The 15,298-nt window shown below is 58.3% G+C and carries 17 protein-coding genes; 11 read left to right on the forward strand and 6 right to left on the reverse strand.

What is annotated here, in order from left to right:
• The first annotated feature begins 10 nt into the window (after nucleotides 1-10).
• From lepA to ACTRW9_RS08675, 3 genes are read left to right on the forward strand one after another with little or no spacing between them, the layout of a single operon-like run.
• A complete protein-coding gene (gene lepA, locus ACTRW9_RS08665; protein WP_442429039.1) occupies nucleotides 11-1,813 on the forward strand; it encodes a translation elongation factor 4 in 1,803 nt (600 codons plus the stop codon).
• Nucleotides 1,803-2,531, forward strand: coding sequence for a signal peptidase I (gene lepB / locus ACTRW9_RS08670; protein WP_442427410.1), 729 nt, complete (start codon nucleotides 1,803-1,805; stop codon nucleotides 2,529-2,531). The genes lepA and lepB overlap by 11 nt, the downstream gene beginning before the upstream one ends.
• A 12-nt stretch (nucleotides 2,532-2,543) precedes the next feature.
• On the forward strand, nucleotides 2,544-3,227 hold the full coding sequence (locus ACTRW9_RS08675; protein ID WP_442429040.1) for an HAD family hydrolase: 684 nt from the start codon (nucleotides 2,544-2,546) through the stop codon (nucleotides 3,225-3,227).
• Nucleotides 3,228-3,300: 73 nt separating this feature from the next.
• On the opposite strand, the gene ACTRW9_RS08680 is transcribed toward ACTRW9_RS08675, so the two are convergent.
• Entirely contained in the window at nucleotides 3,301-3,477 is a 177-nt protein-coding gene (locus ACTRW9_RS08680; protein ID WP_442427412.1) for a hypothetical protein, read from the reverse strand.
• Between the two features lie 37 nt (nucleotides 3,478-3,514).
• Nucleotides 3,515-3,967, reverse strand: coding sequence for a DUF4399 domain-containing protein (locus tag ACTRW9_RS08685; protein WP_442427413.1), 453 nt, complete (start codon nucleotides 3,965-3,967; stop codon nucleotides 3,515-3,517).
• Between the two features lie 355 nt (nucleotides 3,968-4,322).
• Here ACTRW9_RS08685 and ACTRW9_RS08690 point away from each other — a divergent pair, with 355 nt between their 5' ends.
• Complete coding sequence (locus ACTRW9_RS08690) at nucleotides 4,323-5,186, forward strand: phosphodiester glycosidase family protein (protein ID WP_442429041.1); 864 nt, start codon at nucleotides 4,323-4,325, stop codon at nucleotides 5,184-5,186.
• A 6-nt stretch (nucleotides 5,187-5,192) separates the two neighbouring features.
• Nucleotides 5,193-5,561, forward strand: a complete 369-nt coding sequence (locus tag ACTRW9_RS08695; protein WP_442429042.1) for a winged helix-turn-helix domain-containing protein — start codon at nucleotides 5,193-5,195, stop codon at nucleotides 5,559-5,561.
• A 22-nt stretch (nucleotides 5,562-5,583) separates the two neighbouring features.
• Here ACTRW9_RS08695 and ACTRW9_RS08700 read toward each other — a convergent pair whose 3' ends face one another.
• Genes ACTRW9_RS08700 through ACTRW9_RS08710 form a run of 3 tightly spaced genes read right to left on the reverse strand, consistent with a single transcriptional unit; the run spans nucleotide 5,584 to nucleotide 8,646 of the window.
• The gene (locus tag ACTRW9_RS08700) at nucleotides 5,584-6,702 is read right to left on the reverse strand and encodes a hypothetical protein (protein ID WP_442429043.1); all 1,119 of its coding nucleotides are present in this window, start codon (nucleotides 6,700-6,702) and stop codon (nucleotides 5,584-5,586) included.
• Between the two features lie 32 nt (nucleotides 6,703-6,734).
• Complete coding sequence (hutH, locus tag ACTRW9_RS08705; protein ID WP_442429044.1) at nucleotides 6,735-8,261, reverse strand: histidine ammonia-lyase; 1,527 nt, start codon at nucleotides 8,259-8,261, stop codon at nucleotides 6,735-6,737.
• 19 nt (nucleotides 8,262-8,280) lie between these two features.
• Nucleotides 8,281-8,646 carry a hypothetical protein gene (locus ACTRW9_RS08710; protein ID WP_442429045.1) on the reverse strand — a complete coding sequence of 122 codons (366 nt, stop codon included), beginning with the start codon at nucleotides 8,644-8,646 and terminating at the stop codon, nucleotides 8,281-8,283.
• 153 nt (nucleotides 8,647-8,799) lie between these two features.
• Between ACTRW9_RS08710 and tyrS the strand changes: the two genes are divergently transcribed.
• Entirely contained in the window at nucleotides 8,800-10,005 is a 1,206-nt protein-coding gene (tyrS, locus tag ACTRW9_RS08715) for a tyrosine--tRNA ligase (protein ID WP_442429046.1), read from the forward strand.
• A 7-nt stretch (nucleotides 10,006-10,012) separates the two neighbouring features.
• Here tyrS and ACTRW9_RS08720 read toward each other — a convergent pair whose 3' ends face one another.
• Complete coding sequence (locus tag ACTRW9_RS08720) at nucleotides 10,013-11,044, reverse strand: hypothetical protein (protein ID WP_442429047.1); 1,032 nt, start codon at nucleotides 11,042-11,044, stop codon at nucleotides 10,013-10,015.
• Between the two features lie 356 nt (nucleotides 11,045-11,400).
• Here ACTRW9_RS08720 and rpmH point away from each other — a divergent pair, with 356 nt between their 5' ends.
• From rpmH to mnmE, 5 genes are read left to right on the forward strand one after another with little or no spacing between them, the layout of a single operon-like run.
• Complete coding sequence (rpmH, locus tag ACTRW9_RS08725; protein ID WP_042250177.1) at nucleotides 11,401-11,535, forward strand: 50S ribosomal protein L34; 135 nt, start codon at nucleotides 11,401-11,403, stop codon at nucleotides 11,533-11,535.
• A gap of 3 nt (nucleotides 11,536-11,538) precedes the next feature.
• Nucleotides 11,539-11,883 (forward strand): ribonuclease P protein component, encoded by a 345-nt coding sequence (gene rnpA, locus ACTRW9_RS08730; RefSeq protein ID WP_442427421.1) that lies wholly within the window; start codon nucleotides 11,539-11,541, stop codon nucleotides 11,881-11,883.
• A 46-nt stretch (nucleotides 11,884-11,929) separates the two neighbouring features.
• Entirely contained in the window at nucleotides 11,930-12,142 is a 213-nt protein-coding gene (gene yidD / locus ACTRW9_RS08735) for a membrane protein insertion efficiency factor YidD (protein ID WP_442427422.1), read from the forward strand.
• A 14-nt stretch (nucleotides 12,143-12,156) separates the two neighbouring features.
• A complete protein-coding gene (gene yidC, locus ACTRW9_RS08740) occupies nucleotides 12,157-13,836 on the forward strand; it encodes a membrane protein insertase YidC (protein WP_442429048.1) in 1,680 nt (559 codons plus the stop codon).
• Nucleotides 13,837-13,855: 19 nt separating this feature from the next.
• A complete protein-coding gene (mnmE, locus tag ACTRW9_RS08745) occupies nucleotides 13,856-15,232 on the forward strand; it encodes a tRNA uridine-5-carboxymethylaminomethyl(34) synthesis GTPase MnmE (RefSeq protein ID WP_442429049.1) in 1,377 nt (458 codons plus the stop codon).
• Nucleotides 15,233-15,298: the final 66 nt, after the last annotated feature.

A 15,298-nucleotide genomic window follows, 5' to 3' on the forward strand; every position in this document is an offset into this window, starting at 1 on the left:
ATACCCCGAGATGAACCAAACACACATTCGCAATTTTTCAATCATCGCCCACATCGATCACGGGAAGTCCACCCTCGCGGACAAACTGATCCTGAAAACCGGTGCGCTCGAACAGCGCGTGTTCAAGGACCAGTACCTCGACAACATGGACCTGGAGCGGGAACGCGGCATCACCATCAAGGCACAGACCGTGCGCCTGCCGTACCGCTCGCAAAAAGGCGACAACTACACTTTCAACATGATCGACACCCCGGGCCACGTGGACTTCTCCTATGAAGTGTCGCGCAGCCTTGCCGCCTGCGAGGGCGTCCTGCTGTTGATCGACGCGTCGCAGGGCATCCAGGCGCAGACCATCGCCAACGTCAACCTGGCCATGGCGGGCAACCTGACCATCATTCCCGTTATCAACAAGGTGGACCTGCCGAGCGCCGATCCGGACATGGTACGCGAGCAGCTGGAGGATATTCTGCAGATCGATTCCACCGAGGCCATCCTTGCCAGCGCCAAGCAGGGCATCGGCGTGGAGGAGATCATGGAAGCCATCGTCGAGCGCATCCCGTCCCCGGAAGGCGATCGGGACCAGCCGCTCAAGGCGCTTCTGTTCGACGCCTGGTACGACCTGTACAAGGGCGTGATGATCCTCGTGCGCGTGGTGGACGGCCACCTGAAAGAAGGCATGACCATCCAGATGATGGCCACCGGCCACACCTTCGAAGTGGAAGAACTGGGTGCGTTCACGCCGGTGCCGAAACGCATCGACAGCCTGAGCGCGGGCGAAGTCGGCTTCGTCATCGCCGGCATCAAAAAACTGGATGAAACGAAAATCGGCGATACCGTCACCGAATTCAAGAACAATTGTCCCAACCCCCTGCCCGGCTACAAGGACGTCAAACCGATGGTGTTCAGCGGGCTGTACCCGATCGACGGCGACCAGTACGAAAACCTGCGCGACGCCCTCAAGAAGCTCCGCCTCAACGACGCCTCGTTCACCTACGAGCCGGAGACCTCCGCCGCCCTCGGTTTCGGCTTCCGGTGCGGCTTCCTGGGCCTCCTGCACATGGAAATCGTGCGCGAACGGCTCGAACGCGAATACAACGTGGACCTGCTGACCACCGCGCCCACAGTGGTGTTTCACCTGAAACCGGAGCACGGCGACATGGTGGTCATCGACAACCCGTCGAACCTGAAAAAGCAGGACCGCACCGACACCATCCTCGAACCGTACCTGAGGGGCACCATCATCGTACCCGACGAGTTCGTCGGTGCGGTGATGAACCTGGCGCGCGACCGCCGCGGAATTCAATTGAAAATGGAGTACCTGACACCCAAAACCGTCATGCTCCAGTACGCCCTGCCGTTCAGTGAAATCGTGTTCGACTTCTACGACCATCTCAAATCATCGACCAAGGGCTACGCATCGTTCGATTATGAATTTTTGGATTTTCGGGCGTCGGATTTGGTAAAGTTGGACATCCTGTTCAACGGAGAGACGGTCGATGCCCTGTCCATGATCGTTCACCGTGACAAGGCCTATTACCGGGGCCGCGAACTGGTTAAAAAACTGAAAGAGCAGATTCCCCGGCAAATGTTCGAGGTCGCCATCCAGGCCTCCATCGGCGGCAAGGTCATCGCCCGCGAATCCGTCAAAGCCCTGCGCAAGAATGTGCTGGCCAAGTGTTACGGAGGCGACATCACCCGCAAACGCAAACTTCTGGAAAAGCAGAAAGCCGGGAAAAAACGGATGAAGCAGATCGGCAAGGTGGAAATTCCGCAGGAGGCCTTTCTGGCGGTGCTGAGGACTGATGTCAAATAATACCGAACAGAACGCACGCGGCCCCGCTTCGCCCCCGGTCTCCAACCCCAAACCCCGGAAAAGCACGCTGAGGGAGTACACCGAGGCGATCGTCATCGCCCTGGTGCTGGCCCTTCTCATCCGCACCTTTGTGGTGCAGGCCTTTAAAATTCCTTCCGGCTCGATGGAAGACACCCTTCTGATCGGCGACCACCTGCTGGTCACCAAGTTCAGCTACGGCATCCACATTCCGAACGAGATCCCGTTCGTCGGCATCCGGTTTTTTCCGGACATCCTTTTGTTCCAGGAAGTGCCGGAGCGTGGCGACATCATCGTTTTCAAATACCCGCTCGATGAGACCAAGGATTTCATCAAACGGGTCATCGGTCTTCCGGGTGAAAAGCTGGAGCTGCGCCACCAGCAGGTGTACATCAACGGCCAGCGCATGGAGGAATCCTACGTGCACCACACGGAACCGCCCAGCCTGGAACCGGTGCCGGAACGCGACGACCTCGGCCCCCTGCTGATTCCAGACGGCCACGTGTTCGTGATGGGTGACAACCGTGAGAACAGCCACGACAGCAGGAAGTGGGGCTTCCTCGACCTCGACAAGGTACGCGGCAAGGCGCAGTGGATCTACTGGTCCTGGAACGGCGACCGCGGCAGTGTGCGGTTCGACCGCATCGGCCTGTCCGTTTACGATCATGAACACACCGGCCCCGAGCTGGCCAAACCGTAGCGATTTATTACCGTGAGCAACGATCTCAAAACCCGCATCACCGAATTGACCCGGAACAGCGAAGGCGTCATCCTCGACTTCGACGGCCTGATCGCCGATTCGGAACCGTTCCACTACAAGGCCTACAATGCCGTATTCGAGCGCTACGGGCACAGCATCGACCCGGATGAATACTGGGTCGAATTCACATCCAAGGGAAAAGGCCTCAAGGGAGAGATCGAACGTTACAACCTGAAACTCGATGTCACCCCCGAGGCGATGCGGGAAGAGAAGTTCGAGATCTATTCGCGGTTCTGCCAGGGGGGGGATATCAAGCTGTTCCCCGACGCAATGCGGTTCATGGAAGTTGTGACCGAACGCTTCAAGGTGGCCATTGCCTCCGGGTCCTGGGAGCATGACATCCGTGCCATACTTGAGAATGCCGGCGCCGGGCACATGGTGAAGACGATTCTCGGAAAATCCCCGGGCACCCGGCGGGAAAAGCCGGCTCCGGATATCTTCCTGCAGGCGGCGCAACAACTGGAGTTGCAGCCTGAACGCTGTTTCGTGGTGGAGGATGCCCTCAAGGGATTGCAGGCGGCGAAGGACGCGGGCATGGCCTGCGTCATCGTACGCAACCCGCTCAACCAGAACATCGACTTTTCGGAAGCCGATGTGGTGGTATCCGGCCTGGCGGAGTTCCTCGACCACCTTTAAACCGGAATTCGCGCATAAAAAAACGCGGAGGCGTTTGCCTCCGCGTTTTGTTTTTTGGAACGAACGGGTGCAATCAGTCCCGGTTGGTTTCCTTGATTCCCAGCCGTTCGTAATCCTCAGCGGTCAACTGTTTGACATCCGAGTACGAGGAAGACGAGGAGGACGAAGAGCTGCCGGTTCCACCGCTCGAAGCACAGCCGATGAGCATAAAAATGGCCATGATTGCAAAAACCCGTGTGAGAATTTTCATTTTCAGACTCCCAGAATTAACGTTTTTTCAAAAGTTATTACTGAACAAACACAACTATGGAATCGGTAACCGGCGGATCATAAGGAACGTGATTGCCCTTGGCGAACAGCGCCTGAATCCGGTGCATACCATCTGCCAATTCGAGGGTTTTGCAGGTGGAGCCGTCACCCATGTGGACGTGATTGCTGTCCTTCGGAATGGGTTGACCGGCCGGCGGCAGATCGACATCAATGATCAAATGATGGTGCCCCTTGCCCTCGTTGACGCCGTTTTTGGCGGGTTCCACGGTATAGCCGTCCGCCTCAATGCAGACCTCCACCTTGTTGCCCACACTCTCAGCGGTTCTCGGTTTAACGATTGTAATGCCCTTTCCGCTGCTGGAAACCCGGTCCATGCTGCCCGTATCGCCTCCTCCGGAGCCTCCCTGTGCCGCACAACCTATCGAGAATACCAATGTCGCCAAAACCCCCAAACGAACCGTTTTATTCATGATAGAGCGCCCTTTCTTATATTGGATAAGATTATTATTCTGGGAGCCTGCCTGAAAAACGAGGCTCGATCATATCGATTTTTAGAAGTGAATTCGAATTCCTACGAAGTCAGGCCATTATAAACAAAAACCATTCAAAATCAACTCACAGCGACAAATAAATCCTTGAATTATCTAGATTACCGCTATATCAAAGATAACCCCCCCGGCTTAAAACACTCAAAAGGGGCCAGTTGAAAGAATTCGGTCCGGGATGAGGATCGAATGGGAAATTTGTTATAATTCAACAAGCTGTTGGCCACCCCACACCGGTTTCCCGGTTGGAATGAGGTTGCAACCCAGAGTTGGCGGATTCATGAAGTTCGGCTTTCACACCCAGATCATCGGCGCCCTTCTGGTCTCCCTTACTTTGGGAACCGCAACGGCCGTCCCCTCCGGGGAAAATCCCGGTGAGGTCCCCTGGGTGGAGTTGGAGCCGGGCCTGCAACTGGGCACCTTTCTCTCTTCCCGGAAATCCGCCGTCGGGGATTCGCTGGTTCGCGTGTTACGCATCAATCCGTCCCATTTTCGTTTTCGCCTGCTCAACGCGTCCGCGGACCGGAACAAACGCCGCTCGGCCCGCGAATGGGTGGTGGAACATCGGCTTGTCGCCGCCATCAATGCCAGCATGTACCAGATCGACAACCTGACCAGCGTGTCCCTCATGAAAACCATCGGGCACACCAATAACACCTGGTACTCGAAAGACCGGGCCCTGCTCGCTTTCCACCCCACAGGAGAGTCCCTGCCCCCGGTTCAGATTCTGGACCGGGACTGCCAGGATGTGGAATCTCTCCGCACCCGGTACCGGACCCTGATCCAGAGCATCCGCATGATTTCCTGCGATGGGGAAAACGTATGGAAGCAGCAGGAGCGTATCTGGAGCACGGCGGCGATCGGCATGGATGAAGACGGCCACATCCTTTTCATTCACGTTCGTTCGCCCTACAGCACCCACGACCTCATCAACATTTTACTGGAGTTGCCGATTCAACTGAAGCGCGCCATGTATGTGGAAGGCGGACCGGAAGCGCAGTTGTTCATTGCCTCCGGTGGAAAACAAATGGAATTTTTGGGCAGTTATTCCACGGGCTCCAACGAGAACGATGCCAACCGGATCGCCTGGCCCATACCCAACGTGGTGGGGATCGAACGCCTCCCCGCCCCCGACTTACAGTGAGACCCCATGCCGAAAGCCCCATCCAAAACCGCACAGTTGAAACCGCGCTTCCGCATCACCCTCCACGGCGATATCGCCCTCGGTCCGGGCAAAGTGGATTTGCTGGAGGCCATCGGGCGCACCGGGTCGATTTCCGCAGCGGCCCGGGAAATCGGCCTGAGCTACCGCCGTGCCTGGGGAATGGTCGACACCATGAATCAGTGCTTCAAAAGCCCGCTTGTGGCACGCAGTAAAGGCGGGGCGGGTGGGGGTGGAGCGAAACTCACTGAACTCGGCCAGGGCGTCATCGACCAATACCGCACCATGGAAACCAAGGCCTTCAAAAGCGTGCAGGCGGAGTGGAAGTCTCTCAGCAAACACCTCAACACAAAATGATGCCGAATTTCGGCACCCTCCGTCAGCCAACCTTTTCAGCGACGATCTCGAAACCCAGAAACTGAAGCGACAGATTGTCGCCGGGATAATAGCTGTACGCATCGGTTTCATCGAAGAACTCGTGGTATTCGAAATCCTCCACCACAAATCCCGCCTCGCGAACGTCTTCGACCAGGTTGTGGCAGAACTTGTCCTCGATGTCCACCAGCGTCTCCAGGTAACCCGGCATCAGCTTGTCCCGGTACTCCGGCTTCTCCGCTTCTTTCAGGATGCGGTATTCGAGATCGGTGTCCACGATCATCATGCGGCCGCCCGGTTTCAGCTGGCGCAGCGCCCACTTGAGGAATGCCCGGCGGTCCTCCCTCTGGAGATGGTGCAGGAACTTGCTCACCTGCATCCAGCCAAACGCAGGGGTTCCATCCACGCCCTGCGGAAACCGCGCGTCCACGATCTCAACATTGCTTTTTCCGATGCAGTCGCGGTAATGCGTGAGCGCCTCAATGATGAACGGCATGGAATCGCTGAGATACAGCGGCGGGCGGTCCTCCGGCCAGTCGTGCAGGATGCTGAACCCCGTCAGCCCCGTCGCCACGTCCAGCACGGGTTCGTTGATCGGCGGGATGAGGTCGGCGAGCCCCTGGTCCCAGGGAAAATTTTCCGTAATCACAAGGTACGTGCTGTAGCTTTCCGCCAGCAGGCACACCACCACCGGGTCTTCCGCCAGATTCCGGTTGTGACGAATGGCATGCGCCAGCGAGCGGAACAGAAATTCCATCTCGTGGTTCATGTCCTCGTCCGAAAGGTTTCGAAGAGGCGCATTGCGGTCGGCGCGCCGGTTGCCGTCGATGTGGTCCAGGTTCAAAAACACCATCGGACGCTCGTGCTGAACATACACCAGGTCGGCGAGATCGATCATGATTTCCGGGTAGGCGTATCGCAGGATCAGGTTGAAACACTGCTGTTGGTGACGGCCCGATTCGTTGTCGCGGAAACCGATGTGCTGGTTGAGGTATTCGAACAACTCCACCACGCGGCGGTTGAGGTCCGGCGCGGACGAACGCTGCAGGCCGAAGTAAACGCGGCCGGTGTCGGTCACCAAAGGGAGCCGGTCCGGACCGGTTTCAAACACGGGTGTTTCCATTCGGTCAAGTCCTCAACAAATCACGGGAGCCATCAGAGCAAAGGACCGGTCACTTTTTCCACCGCGTCCAGAATGTCATCATTGTCGATCAGGCGCGCAACGGTTTCAATGTCAGGATTCAATTCGCGGTCGGCGTCCATGTGCGACACGTGTTGGCGCAGTACCTGGTAGGCCGCCAGCGTGCCCTGCCCCGGCTTGAGGTTGGTGAACAGATCCATCGCCTGCGCGCCGCACAACAGTTCGATGGCGGCCACGTTTTTCAGGTTCTCCACCACGTGCCGCGCCTTGCGCGCACCGATGGTGCCCATGCTGACATGGTCCTCCTTGTTTGCCGAGGTGGGGATGGAGTCCACCGACGCGGGATGCGCCCACGCCTTGTTTTCCGACACCAGCGCCGCCGCGGTGTACTGCGCAATCATGAAACCGGAGTGGAGCCCGCCGCCTTCGATCAGAAACGATGGCAGGCCGCTGAGGTTCGGGTTGACCATGCGTTCGATGCGCCGCTCGGAAATGTTCGCCAGCTCCGCCAGTGCGATGGTCATGAAGTCCATCGCCAGCGCCACCGGCTGGCCGTGGAAGTTGCCGCCGGAGAGCACCTGGCCGTTTTCAAACACCAGCGGGTTTTCCGTCGCCGAATTCATCTCCGTCTCCAGCACCCGGCGCACGTGCGCCAGCGTGTCGCGCGTGGCCCCGTGCACCTGCGGCACGCACCGGAGCGAGTACGCGTCCTGCACGCGGTCGCAGTCCTTGTGCGAGGAGATGATCTCACTGCCGTCGGTGATCTTGCGCATGTTGGAAGCGGTGTCGATCTGCCCCGGGTGCGGCCGGATGTGATGGATGCGTTTGTGAAACTGCGTGTTGGTGCCGAGTAACACTTCCAGGCTCATGGCGGCGGCGATGTCCAGGATCTTCGCCAGCTTCAAACCCCGGCACAGGGTGAGCGCGCCCAGCGCCGTCATCACCTGCGTGCCGTTGATGAGCGCGAGCCCTTCCCCTTCCGCCAGCGTGACGGGTTCGATGTCCGCCCGTTTCAGAGCTTCGGCGCCGGCCATCTCTTCCCCCTGATACCGCGCGCGGCCGCGTCCGGTCAGCACCAGCGACAGGTGTGCCATGGGAGCCAGGTCTCCGCTCGCGCCCACCGATCCCTGCCGGGGCACCACCGGCACGACCCCCTTGTTGAACAAATCCATCAGGGTTTCCAGCGTGGACAGGCGCAGACCGGAATAGCCCTTGGCCTTGCTGTTGGTCATGAGCAGCAGCGTCATGCGCACGACTTCATCGTCGAACGGCGGCCCCACCCCGGCGGCGTGGCTTCGCAGCACATTATTCTGCAGGGCGCGCGCGTCTTCCGGTGGGATCACCACGTTGCTCAATGCGCCGAAACCGGTGGTGACGCCATAGACCACCTTGCGCTCGCGCACGGCGGCATCGATCTGTTCTCGGGAATGGATGACCCGGTCGCGGGCTTCTTTGGTGAGGGATAAAGGCGTGCCGTTTCGAACGGCGCGAACGGCCTGTTCCAGGGTCAGGTTGTTGCCGTCCAGTTGCAGAGGTTCCATGGGCGCTCCCGTTCGGGCGTCAACGCCAGTTGAAGAACGCCCGGCACAGCATGTATAAGGCGGCGACGGTGGACGGAAGGACGTAGGGAACCGCCTCGAACGCGTCACCGGTGGCCAGCGTGTAGATGGACCCGGAAACGCGCACGGTGTAAATGAAAATCAGGATGCCAGCGAGTATCCGTCCACCCCTGTATATAAAATACGACAGCGTGCCGAACAAAGCCAGCGCCAACGCCGTGTATCCCGCGCCCTCGGCAACACTCAGGTTGAACGGCGGAAGAAACACGTACACCATGGCGACGTAATACAGGTTGAGCAGCAAAAACGCCCAGCCTGCCTGCCGGTATTTTTTCACGTGGGATTCCGAGATTGGTTTTGCGGTCATGCGGGTTGCATCGGAAACGGGGTTTCTTGAGGGCACCCGGTGTCATGAGGGGATTTCCAAAGGCGTTGCAGTGAAACCGGGGGTGTGCTAGCTTGCAACATTCCGGTTCCGTCGCGGGCCGATCCCTTCCCATCCGTTAAACAATAGACCATCATGTTGCCAGTCGAAGAACAGTTGAAAGTCATCAAGCGGGGCGCGGTCGAGATCATCGACGAAAAGGAACTCACCCGCATTCTGGAACGGTCCATTAAATCAGGCAAGCCTTTGCGCGTCAAGGCCGGGTTCGATCCCACCGCCCCCGATCTCCACCTCGGCCACACGGTGCTCCTTCAGAAGATGAAACACTTCCAGGAACTCGGCCACGAAGCGGTGTTCCTGATCGGCGACTTCACCGGCATGATCGGCGACCCGACGGGCAAATCCGAAACGCGCAAAAGCCTCACCGCCGAAGAGGTTGCGGAAAACGCCAAGACCTACCTCGAGCAGGTGTACAAGATCCTTGACCGCGAACGCACCACCGTCATGTTCAACAGCGAATGGATGGGGCCGTTCACCGCCACCGACATGATCAACCTCGCCGCCAGGTACACCGTGGCGCGCATGCTGGAACGCGACGACTTCACCAAAAGGCTCAATCAAAACCTGCCGATCTCGCTGCACGAGTTGATGTACCCGCTGGTGCAGGGTTATGACTCGGTCGCCATGAAGGCGGATGTGGAACTGGGCGGCACTGACCAGAAGTTCAACCTGCTGGTAGGGCGCGACCTGCAACGCGCTTACGGACAGGAACCGCAGGTGGTGCTGACCATGCCGCTCCTCGAAGGCACCGACGGCGTGCAGAAGATGAGCAAAAGCCTCAACAACGCCATCGGCATCCTGGAACCACCGGGCGACATCTTCGGCAAGGTCATGTCCATCTCCGACGACCTCATGTGGCGTTATTACGAACTGTTGAGCGACCTGGGTGTGGATGAGCTGGAGGCGTTGAAAAAAAGAGGCGAGACGGAAAACCCGCGCGACATCAAGATCGAACTGGCGCAGGAGCTGGTGGCAAAATACCACTCGAAGGAAGACGCCGACCGGGCGGTGGAAGAATTCAGGAACGTGTTCAGCAACAAAAACCTGCCGACGGACATTCCCACCGTGCCGGGCTGGGGCGACGAAGAGCGTGAAATCGCCAGCGTCCTGGCCGGTTTCGAACTGTGCAAAAGCACGTCCGAAGCCAGGCGTCTCATCAAGCAGGGGGCCGTCACCGTGGACGGCGAGCGCGTCTCCGATGAAAAAATGCAGCTGGCGGGAAACCGCGAAACCCTGATCAAGGTCGGCAAGAAACGGTTTCTGAAAATCGCCGCGCCCTGACCCTGGCTCAGCGTTTCGAGCGGATCTTGTGTCCCGGCAGAAGCGGCTCGGTCTGGTTCACCACCATCGCGGTGGCGGTGTGCTCCTGAGTGGACAGCACCACCAGTTCCCCGATCACATGCGGGGTCAGGTCATCTACAAACCAGCCTTCGCGTTCCGGCACGATGTACACCTCAAAGTGGTCGCCGACGGCCACGTTGTCCACCGCTCCCTTGTCGATATACACCTCATCTCCATAAGAACTGAACACGCTGCTGGTGCGGTCGTTGGCCACCAGGAAACCCTGAATGTCCTTGCCCTGAGGCTGGTGATTGAGCTTGACCATTTCCGGTTTTTCGCGGGGCATGGGAACCAGCCAGTTCCCAACCTGAATGGCCTGGAATCCTTCAATGATTTTCAGTTTGGCAATCCGTCCCTGGGAATTGAGGTCCACCACCTCCACCACACCGTTGATCATGAATTTCTTGCCCACGGCGTCGGTGCGGAAATCCACGGAGTAAGCGAACTCGCCGTTGTAACCGAAATCCAGTGAATTGACTTCACTGGTGTCGGTGATGCCGAAAGTGGTTTTGGGGTGACGCACGGTTTCATTGTTCACCACCACGCGAAAGCGGTCGCCGATCTTTACGTTCACGCCCCCGTCTTCCACCTCTTCAAACTCGGCAAAGATGAATTGAATCGGGCTGAAAGCAATGTGATGCCGCATGCCCTGAATCACCTCGCCCACCGGCTCGACTTCCTGCGCGACATGCCCCATGCGGAAAAAGGTGGGGTAGGTAACCCAGGTGTCGGTTTTCTTGCCTGGAGTGATCCGGATGACGCGTTTCTTCTTTTTCTTTGCCTGCTGCTGGGATCCCGTCTGCCCGACCAGTCCCCTGGACAGCACCACAGGATACGTGGGGTTCATCTTGGCAACCTGCACGCCACCGGCAGAGCTGGAAGATTCCGAATCGGAACCTGCCGCCCATGCGGGCGATCCGTTCAGCATCAACCCTGCGGCCAGCAGAGCACTCCACAGAAATCGGGGTTGGTAACACATGGGCAATCCCTTTCCAGAAAATTGAACCGGTGCAAGCGGTTATTTGGAAACCCTTTGATATAATTTGGGTTCTTTGTTTTTTGGGGTGAAAACAGGATAGCAGAAATCCACTATTTGTAAACAAAATAGTTGGCACAACCATCTTGTTTTCAAACATATATAAACCAGGCCCGCATCAGGTCAGGGTTTTCCCGGAGAGGTGGCGGTAAAAACCTTGGTTTCATTTGAATTTCGCTTGACAAACTTGTCAAGCCAATGGAATAATCGTTGCCAACTCCCGAGTGCCTCGCAGAACATCATAATCAATTAAAAAATAAGGGATTACGCAGGCAACACTGTCCTGCCGAACTGCTGTCATGAAACGAACCTATCAACCGAAAAATCTCAGAAGAAAGCGCACCCACGGCTTCCGGGCCCGGATGGCCACGGTGGGCGGACGACGGGTGCTGGCCAACCGCCGCCGTAAAGGACGCAAGCGCCTGACCGTGTAAGGCATGCCGGACCAATCCTTTCGCAAGCACGAAAGACTGTTGCACCGACCCCAGTTCAAGAAGATCATGGCCGAAGGCCGCAAGCAAAGAGTGGAGGATCTCTGCACTCTTTTTTATTTGCCAAACGGTTTAGGCCACCATCGGCTGGGGATCATTGCATCGAAAAAAATCGGCAATGCTGTGGCACGCAACCGGGCAAAGCGTAAGATCCGGGAAGTTTTCCGCCATCACAAACAGGTGGGCCCGGCGGGCATGGACATCGTGGTGGTCTCCGGCAGAAACCTGGTCCCCCTGCCCTGCACGAAACTGGAAAGCAAACTGTCCAAACCCTTGCGCAGGATGAAATAACCAAACGGCGATCCGGCTGTCTCCTTCCCGGCCCCAAATAACCATCATGATTCGATACCTTTTCAAACAGTGCATCCGCGGATACCAGATCGGCATCGCGCCGTTTCTTCCGCCGGCCTGTCGGTTTCATCCCACCTGCTCGGAATACGCATGCCAGGCACTCGATCGCCTGCCGCTGTTTACAGCCGCGTGGCGCATCGTCACCCGTCTCTCAAAATGTCACCCGTTCCACCAGGGCGGGCATGACCCGGTTCGTTAAGCGGAGGCTGAGTCTTGGAAAACCGATTGCTTCTCGCTTTTGTTCTGTCGCTCGGCGTGTTCATCGTCTGGGGATGGATCATGGCGCAATTCCAGCCGCCGCCGGAACAACAGGCGAAGAAATCGCAGAAGACACAACAACAGAAAGTCCAGCCGCCTCAGACCGGGACCGAAACGCCCGACACCGTCATCCCCCCTGCGAACACACAGGAAAGCGGTGCGATGGAAATGCCGTTCGGCCAGGATACGGAAGCCTTTCCCGATTCCGGCACGGCCACTCAACTCACTTCCCAGCCGGGTGAAACCATCGAGGTGGAAACCCAGTCGGTCACCTACCGCTTCTCGACCAGAGGCGGGGTGTTGACGCACGCGCTCCTGCATAAGAACAAGAACCCGGACGGCGAACCGCTCAACCTGGTGCGCCACCCGGAAGGATCGCTCTACCCGCTCACCGTCATCACCGGCGAGCCGAAGCTGGACCCGATCTTGATGAACGGTCATTTCGAGCCGTCCAAAAAATCGCTGGTGCTGACCAAGGACCAGCCGCAGGGCGAGATCACGCTCCACCTCAAACACGAGTCGGGACTGGAAGTGGTGCGGCACCTCACTTTCGAATACGGCAAGCCTCTATTCCAGGTGCGCACACAACTGCGTGCGCCGCCCTTCGCCGACAGCAATTTGAAGTACGCCGTGATCTGGGGGCCCGGCATCGGCGGTGCGGATACTGCGGGTCCCAACTACATCTCCTTTTCCGGTCCCACCACCTTCGTCAACAACAACCGTGTCGAAAACCCCGCCGAAGACATGACGCACACCGTCACCCACAAGGGCGACCTGGTGTGGACCTCGTTCCAGAACAAATATTTCGCTGCCGCGCTCATTCCCGAAAAGGGCGTGAAGTCGGCGTTCGTGCAAAAAATCGACGACAGCACTCAGTACGTCGGGTTGAATTTCGAGACGGTGCAGGCCGCCTCCTCCGCCACCTACCAGGTGTACGTCGGCACCAAGGAACTGGAACTGCTGGAGAGCCTGGGCCACAAGCTGGTTCGGCTGATCGACTACGGCTGGTTCGGCAACAAGTTCGCGTTCCTTGTCAAACCCATCCTGAAATGCCTCAACTATTTTTATGACCTGATCGGCAACTACGGCTGGGCGATCATCCTGCTCACCTTTGTCATCAAACTGATCTTCTTTCCGCTCACGCACAAGAGCTTCAAGTCGATGAAAGGCATGCAGAAGATCCAGCCCTACGTCAAGGTCCTGCAGGAACGGTACAAGGACGACCGGCAGAAGATGAACGAGGAGATGATCGGGCTCTACCGCAAGCACAAGGTCAACCCGCTGGGCGGCTGCCTGCCGATGCTGTTGCAGATTCCGGTGTTCATCGCGCTCTACCACGCGCTGTTTTTCTCGATCGAGTTGCGCGGCGCGCCGTTCATCCTGTGGATCCACGACCTGTCCCAGAGCGACCCGTATTTCGTCACGCCGGTGCTCATGGGCGCGACCATGTACCTGCAGCAGAAACTGACGCCGACGGTGGCCGATCCCGTTCAGCAGAAAATCTTCCTGATGATGCCCATTCTCTTCACGTTCCTGTTCATCACCTTCCCGGCGGGGCTCGTGGTTTACTGGACCGTGAACAACCTCCTCACCATCACCCAGCAGTACTACATCTACCACGTCGCCAAAGACTGACCGTTTTTGGAGGGCCGTAATGGACGACACCATCGCCGCCATCGCCACACCGCTGGGAGAAGGAGGCATCCACATCGTCCGCATCAGCGGCAAAAACGCCTGGCCCATCGCGACCAAACTGTTCCGGGCCGCACCACCTCAGGCGACCGACTCCATCCCTCCGCTCAAGGCCACGTTCGGCCACATCGTCGATCCCGAAACAACACGTGTGATTGATGAAGTGCTGCTGATCCGGTTTGAGGCGCCACGCAGTTACACCTGCGAAGACGTGGTGGAGATCCACGGCCACGGCGGCGCGTTCGTCGCCGCGCGGATCCTGCAATACGTGCTCGATGCCGGAGCCCGGCTCGCCCAGCCCGGCGAGTTCACCCGCCGCGCGTTTATGAACGGACGCCTCGACCTCACCCAGGCCGAAGCGGTGGCCGACCTCATCCACGCCGCGTCGGACAAGGCCCTCGCATCCGCCGTCTCGCAGCTGCAAGGCCAACTCTCTGTGACGTTGAACGGGTTGTATGACCGGTTGCTGGCGGTGTTGTCGCAACTGGAGGCGGCGATCGATTTTCCTGAGGAGGGGCTGGAGTTCGAACGCAAGCAGGCCATGGCCGGACAGGTGCGCTCCGTGCAGAAAGAAATCGAAACGCTGATCGCCACCTTCCGCGCAGGACGCATTTACCGCGAAGGTTGGAACGTCGCGCTGGTGGGAAAGCCCAACGTCGGCAAATCGAGTTTGCTGAACGCCCTGCTGAAAGAGGACCGGGCAATTGTCACGCCCCACCCCGGGACCACGCGCGACGTGCTGGAAGAACGCGTGCGCATCAGGGACCTGCATCTCAATATCGTCGACACGGCGGGGATCCGGCACCAGCCGGAAGAGATCGAAGAAGAAGGCATCCGCCGAACGCGTCGCGCTTTGGAGAAGGCCGACCTGGCGCTGGTGGTGCTCGATGCCTCGTCGCCACTCGACGGCAACGACACCCTGCTTTTGGACGAGGTGAAAGGCCGGCCGTGCTTCCTTCTGCTCAACAAAAGCGACCGGACTCAGCAACTCGACACCCAGGAACTCGCACAAACATTCCCCGGTGAGACCCCGCTCACAATCTCCGCCACCACCGGTTCGGGATTGGACACATTGGTCGACCGCCTGCACGCCCGGATGCTGGAGGGCGTGCCTTCCGGCGAAGGCGCCATCATCACCCGCGAGCGTCACCGCGCGGCGCTGGCCAACGCGACCGACGCACTCGCCAACGTGGTCCACTCGCTGGACGGCGACCTGTCGGAAGACCTCGTCGCCGTCGACCTCAACACCGCACTCGAACATCTGGGCGGCCTGCTCGGCAAAACCTTTGTCGAGGACCTCCTCGACCAGATTTTCGACGATTTCTGCATCGGCAAGTGACCAACAAATTTTTATTTAAAAATCAACCGGTTACAAAATTTTCGTTAAAAAACCAACATTTTTCGA

The sequence above is a fragment of the Nitrospina sp. 32_T5 genome (genome assembly GCF_052156635.1).
Lineage (GTDB): Bacteria > Nitrospinota > Nitrospinia > Nitrospinales > Nitrospinaceae > Nitrospina.

Bases quoted from the DNA above. Each gene is read 5' to 3' on its own strand.
- lepA (WP_442429039.1), top strand. From the start codon at position 11: ATGAACCAAACACACATTCGCAATTTTTCAATCATCGCCCACATCGAT.
- lepB (WP_442427410.1), top strand. From the start codon at position 1,803: ATGTCAAATAATACCGAACAGAACGCACGCGGCCCCGCTTCGCCCCCG.
- ACTRW9_RS08680 (WP_442427412.1), bottom strand. From the start codon at position 3,477: ATGAAAATTCTCACACGGGTTTTTGCAATCATGGCCATTTTTATGCTC.
- ACTRW9_RS08685 (WP_442427413.1), bottom strand. From the start codon at position 3,967: ATGAATAAAACGGTTCGTTTGGGGGTTTTGGCGACATTGGTATTCTCG.
- ACTRW9_RS08690 (WP_442429041.1), top strand. From the start codon at position 4,323: ATGAAGTTCGGCTTTCACACCCAGATCATCGGCGCCCTTCTGGTCTCC.
- ACTRW9_RS08695 (WP_442429042.1), top strand. From the start codon at position 5,193: ATGCCGAAAGCCCCATCCAAAACCGCACAGTTGAAACCGCGCTTCCGC.
- ACTRW9_RS08700 (WP_442429043.1), bottom strand. From the start codon at position 6,702: ATGGAAACACCCGTGTTTGAAACCGGTCCGGACCGGCTCCCTTTGGTG.
- hutH (WP_442429044.1), bottom strand. From the start codon at position 8,261: ATGGAACCTCTGCAACTGGACGGCAACAACCTGACCCTGGAACAGGCC.
- ACTRW9_RS08710 (WP_442429045.1), bottom strand. From the start codon at position 8,646: ATGACCGCAAAACCAATCTCGGAATCCCACGTGAAAAAATACCGGCAG.
- tyrS (WP_442429046.1), top strand. From the start codon at position 8,800: ATGTTGCCAGTCGAAGAACAGTTGAAAGTCATCAAGCGGGGCGCGGTC.
- ACTRW9_RS08720 (WP_442429047.1), bottom strand. From the start codon at position 11,044: ATGTGTTACCAACCCCGATTTCTGTGGAGTGCTCTGCTGGCCGCAGGG.
- rpmH (WP_042250177.1), top strand. From the start codon at position 11,401: ATGAAACGAACCTATCAACCGAAAAATCTCAGAAGAAAGCGCACCCAC.
- rnpA (WP_442427421.1), top strand. From the start codon at position 11,539: ATGCCGGACCAATCCTTTCGCAAGCACGAAAGACTGTTGCACCGACCC.
- yidD (WP_442427422.1), top strand. From the start codon at position 11,930: ATGATTCGATACCTTTTCAAACAGTGCATCCGCGGATACCAGATCGGC.
- mnmE (WP_442429049.1), top strand. From the start codon at position 13,856: ATGGACGACACCATCGCCGCCATCGCCACACCGCTGGGAGAAGGAGGC.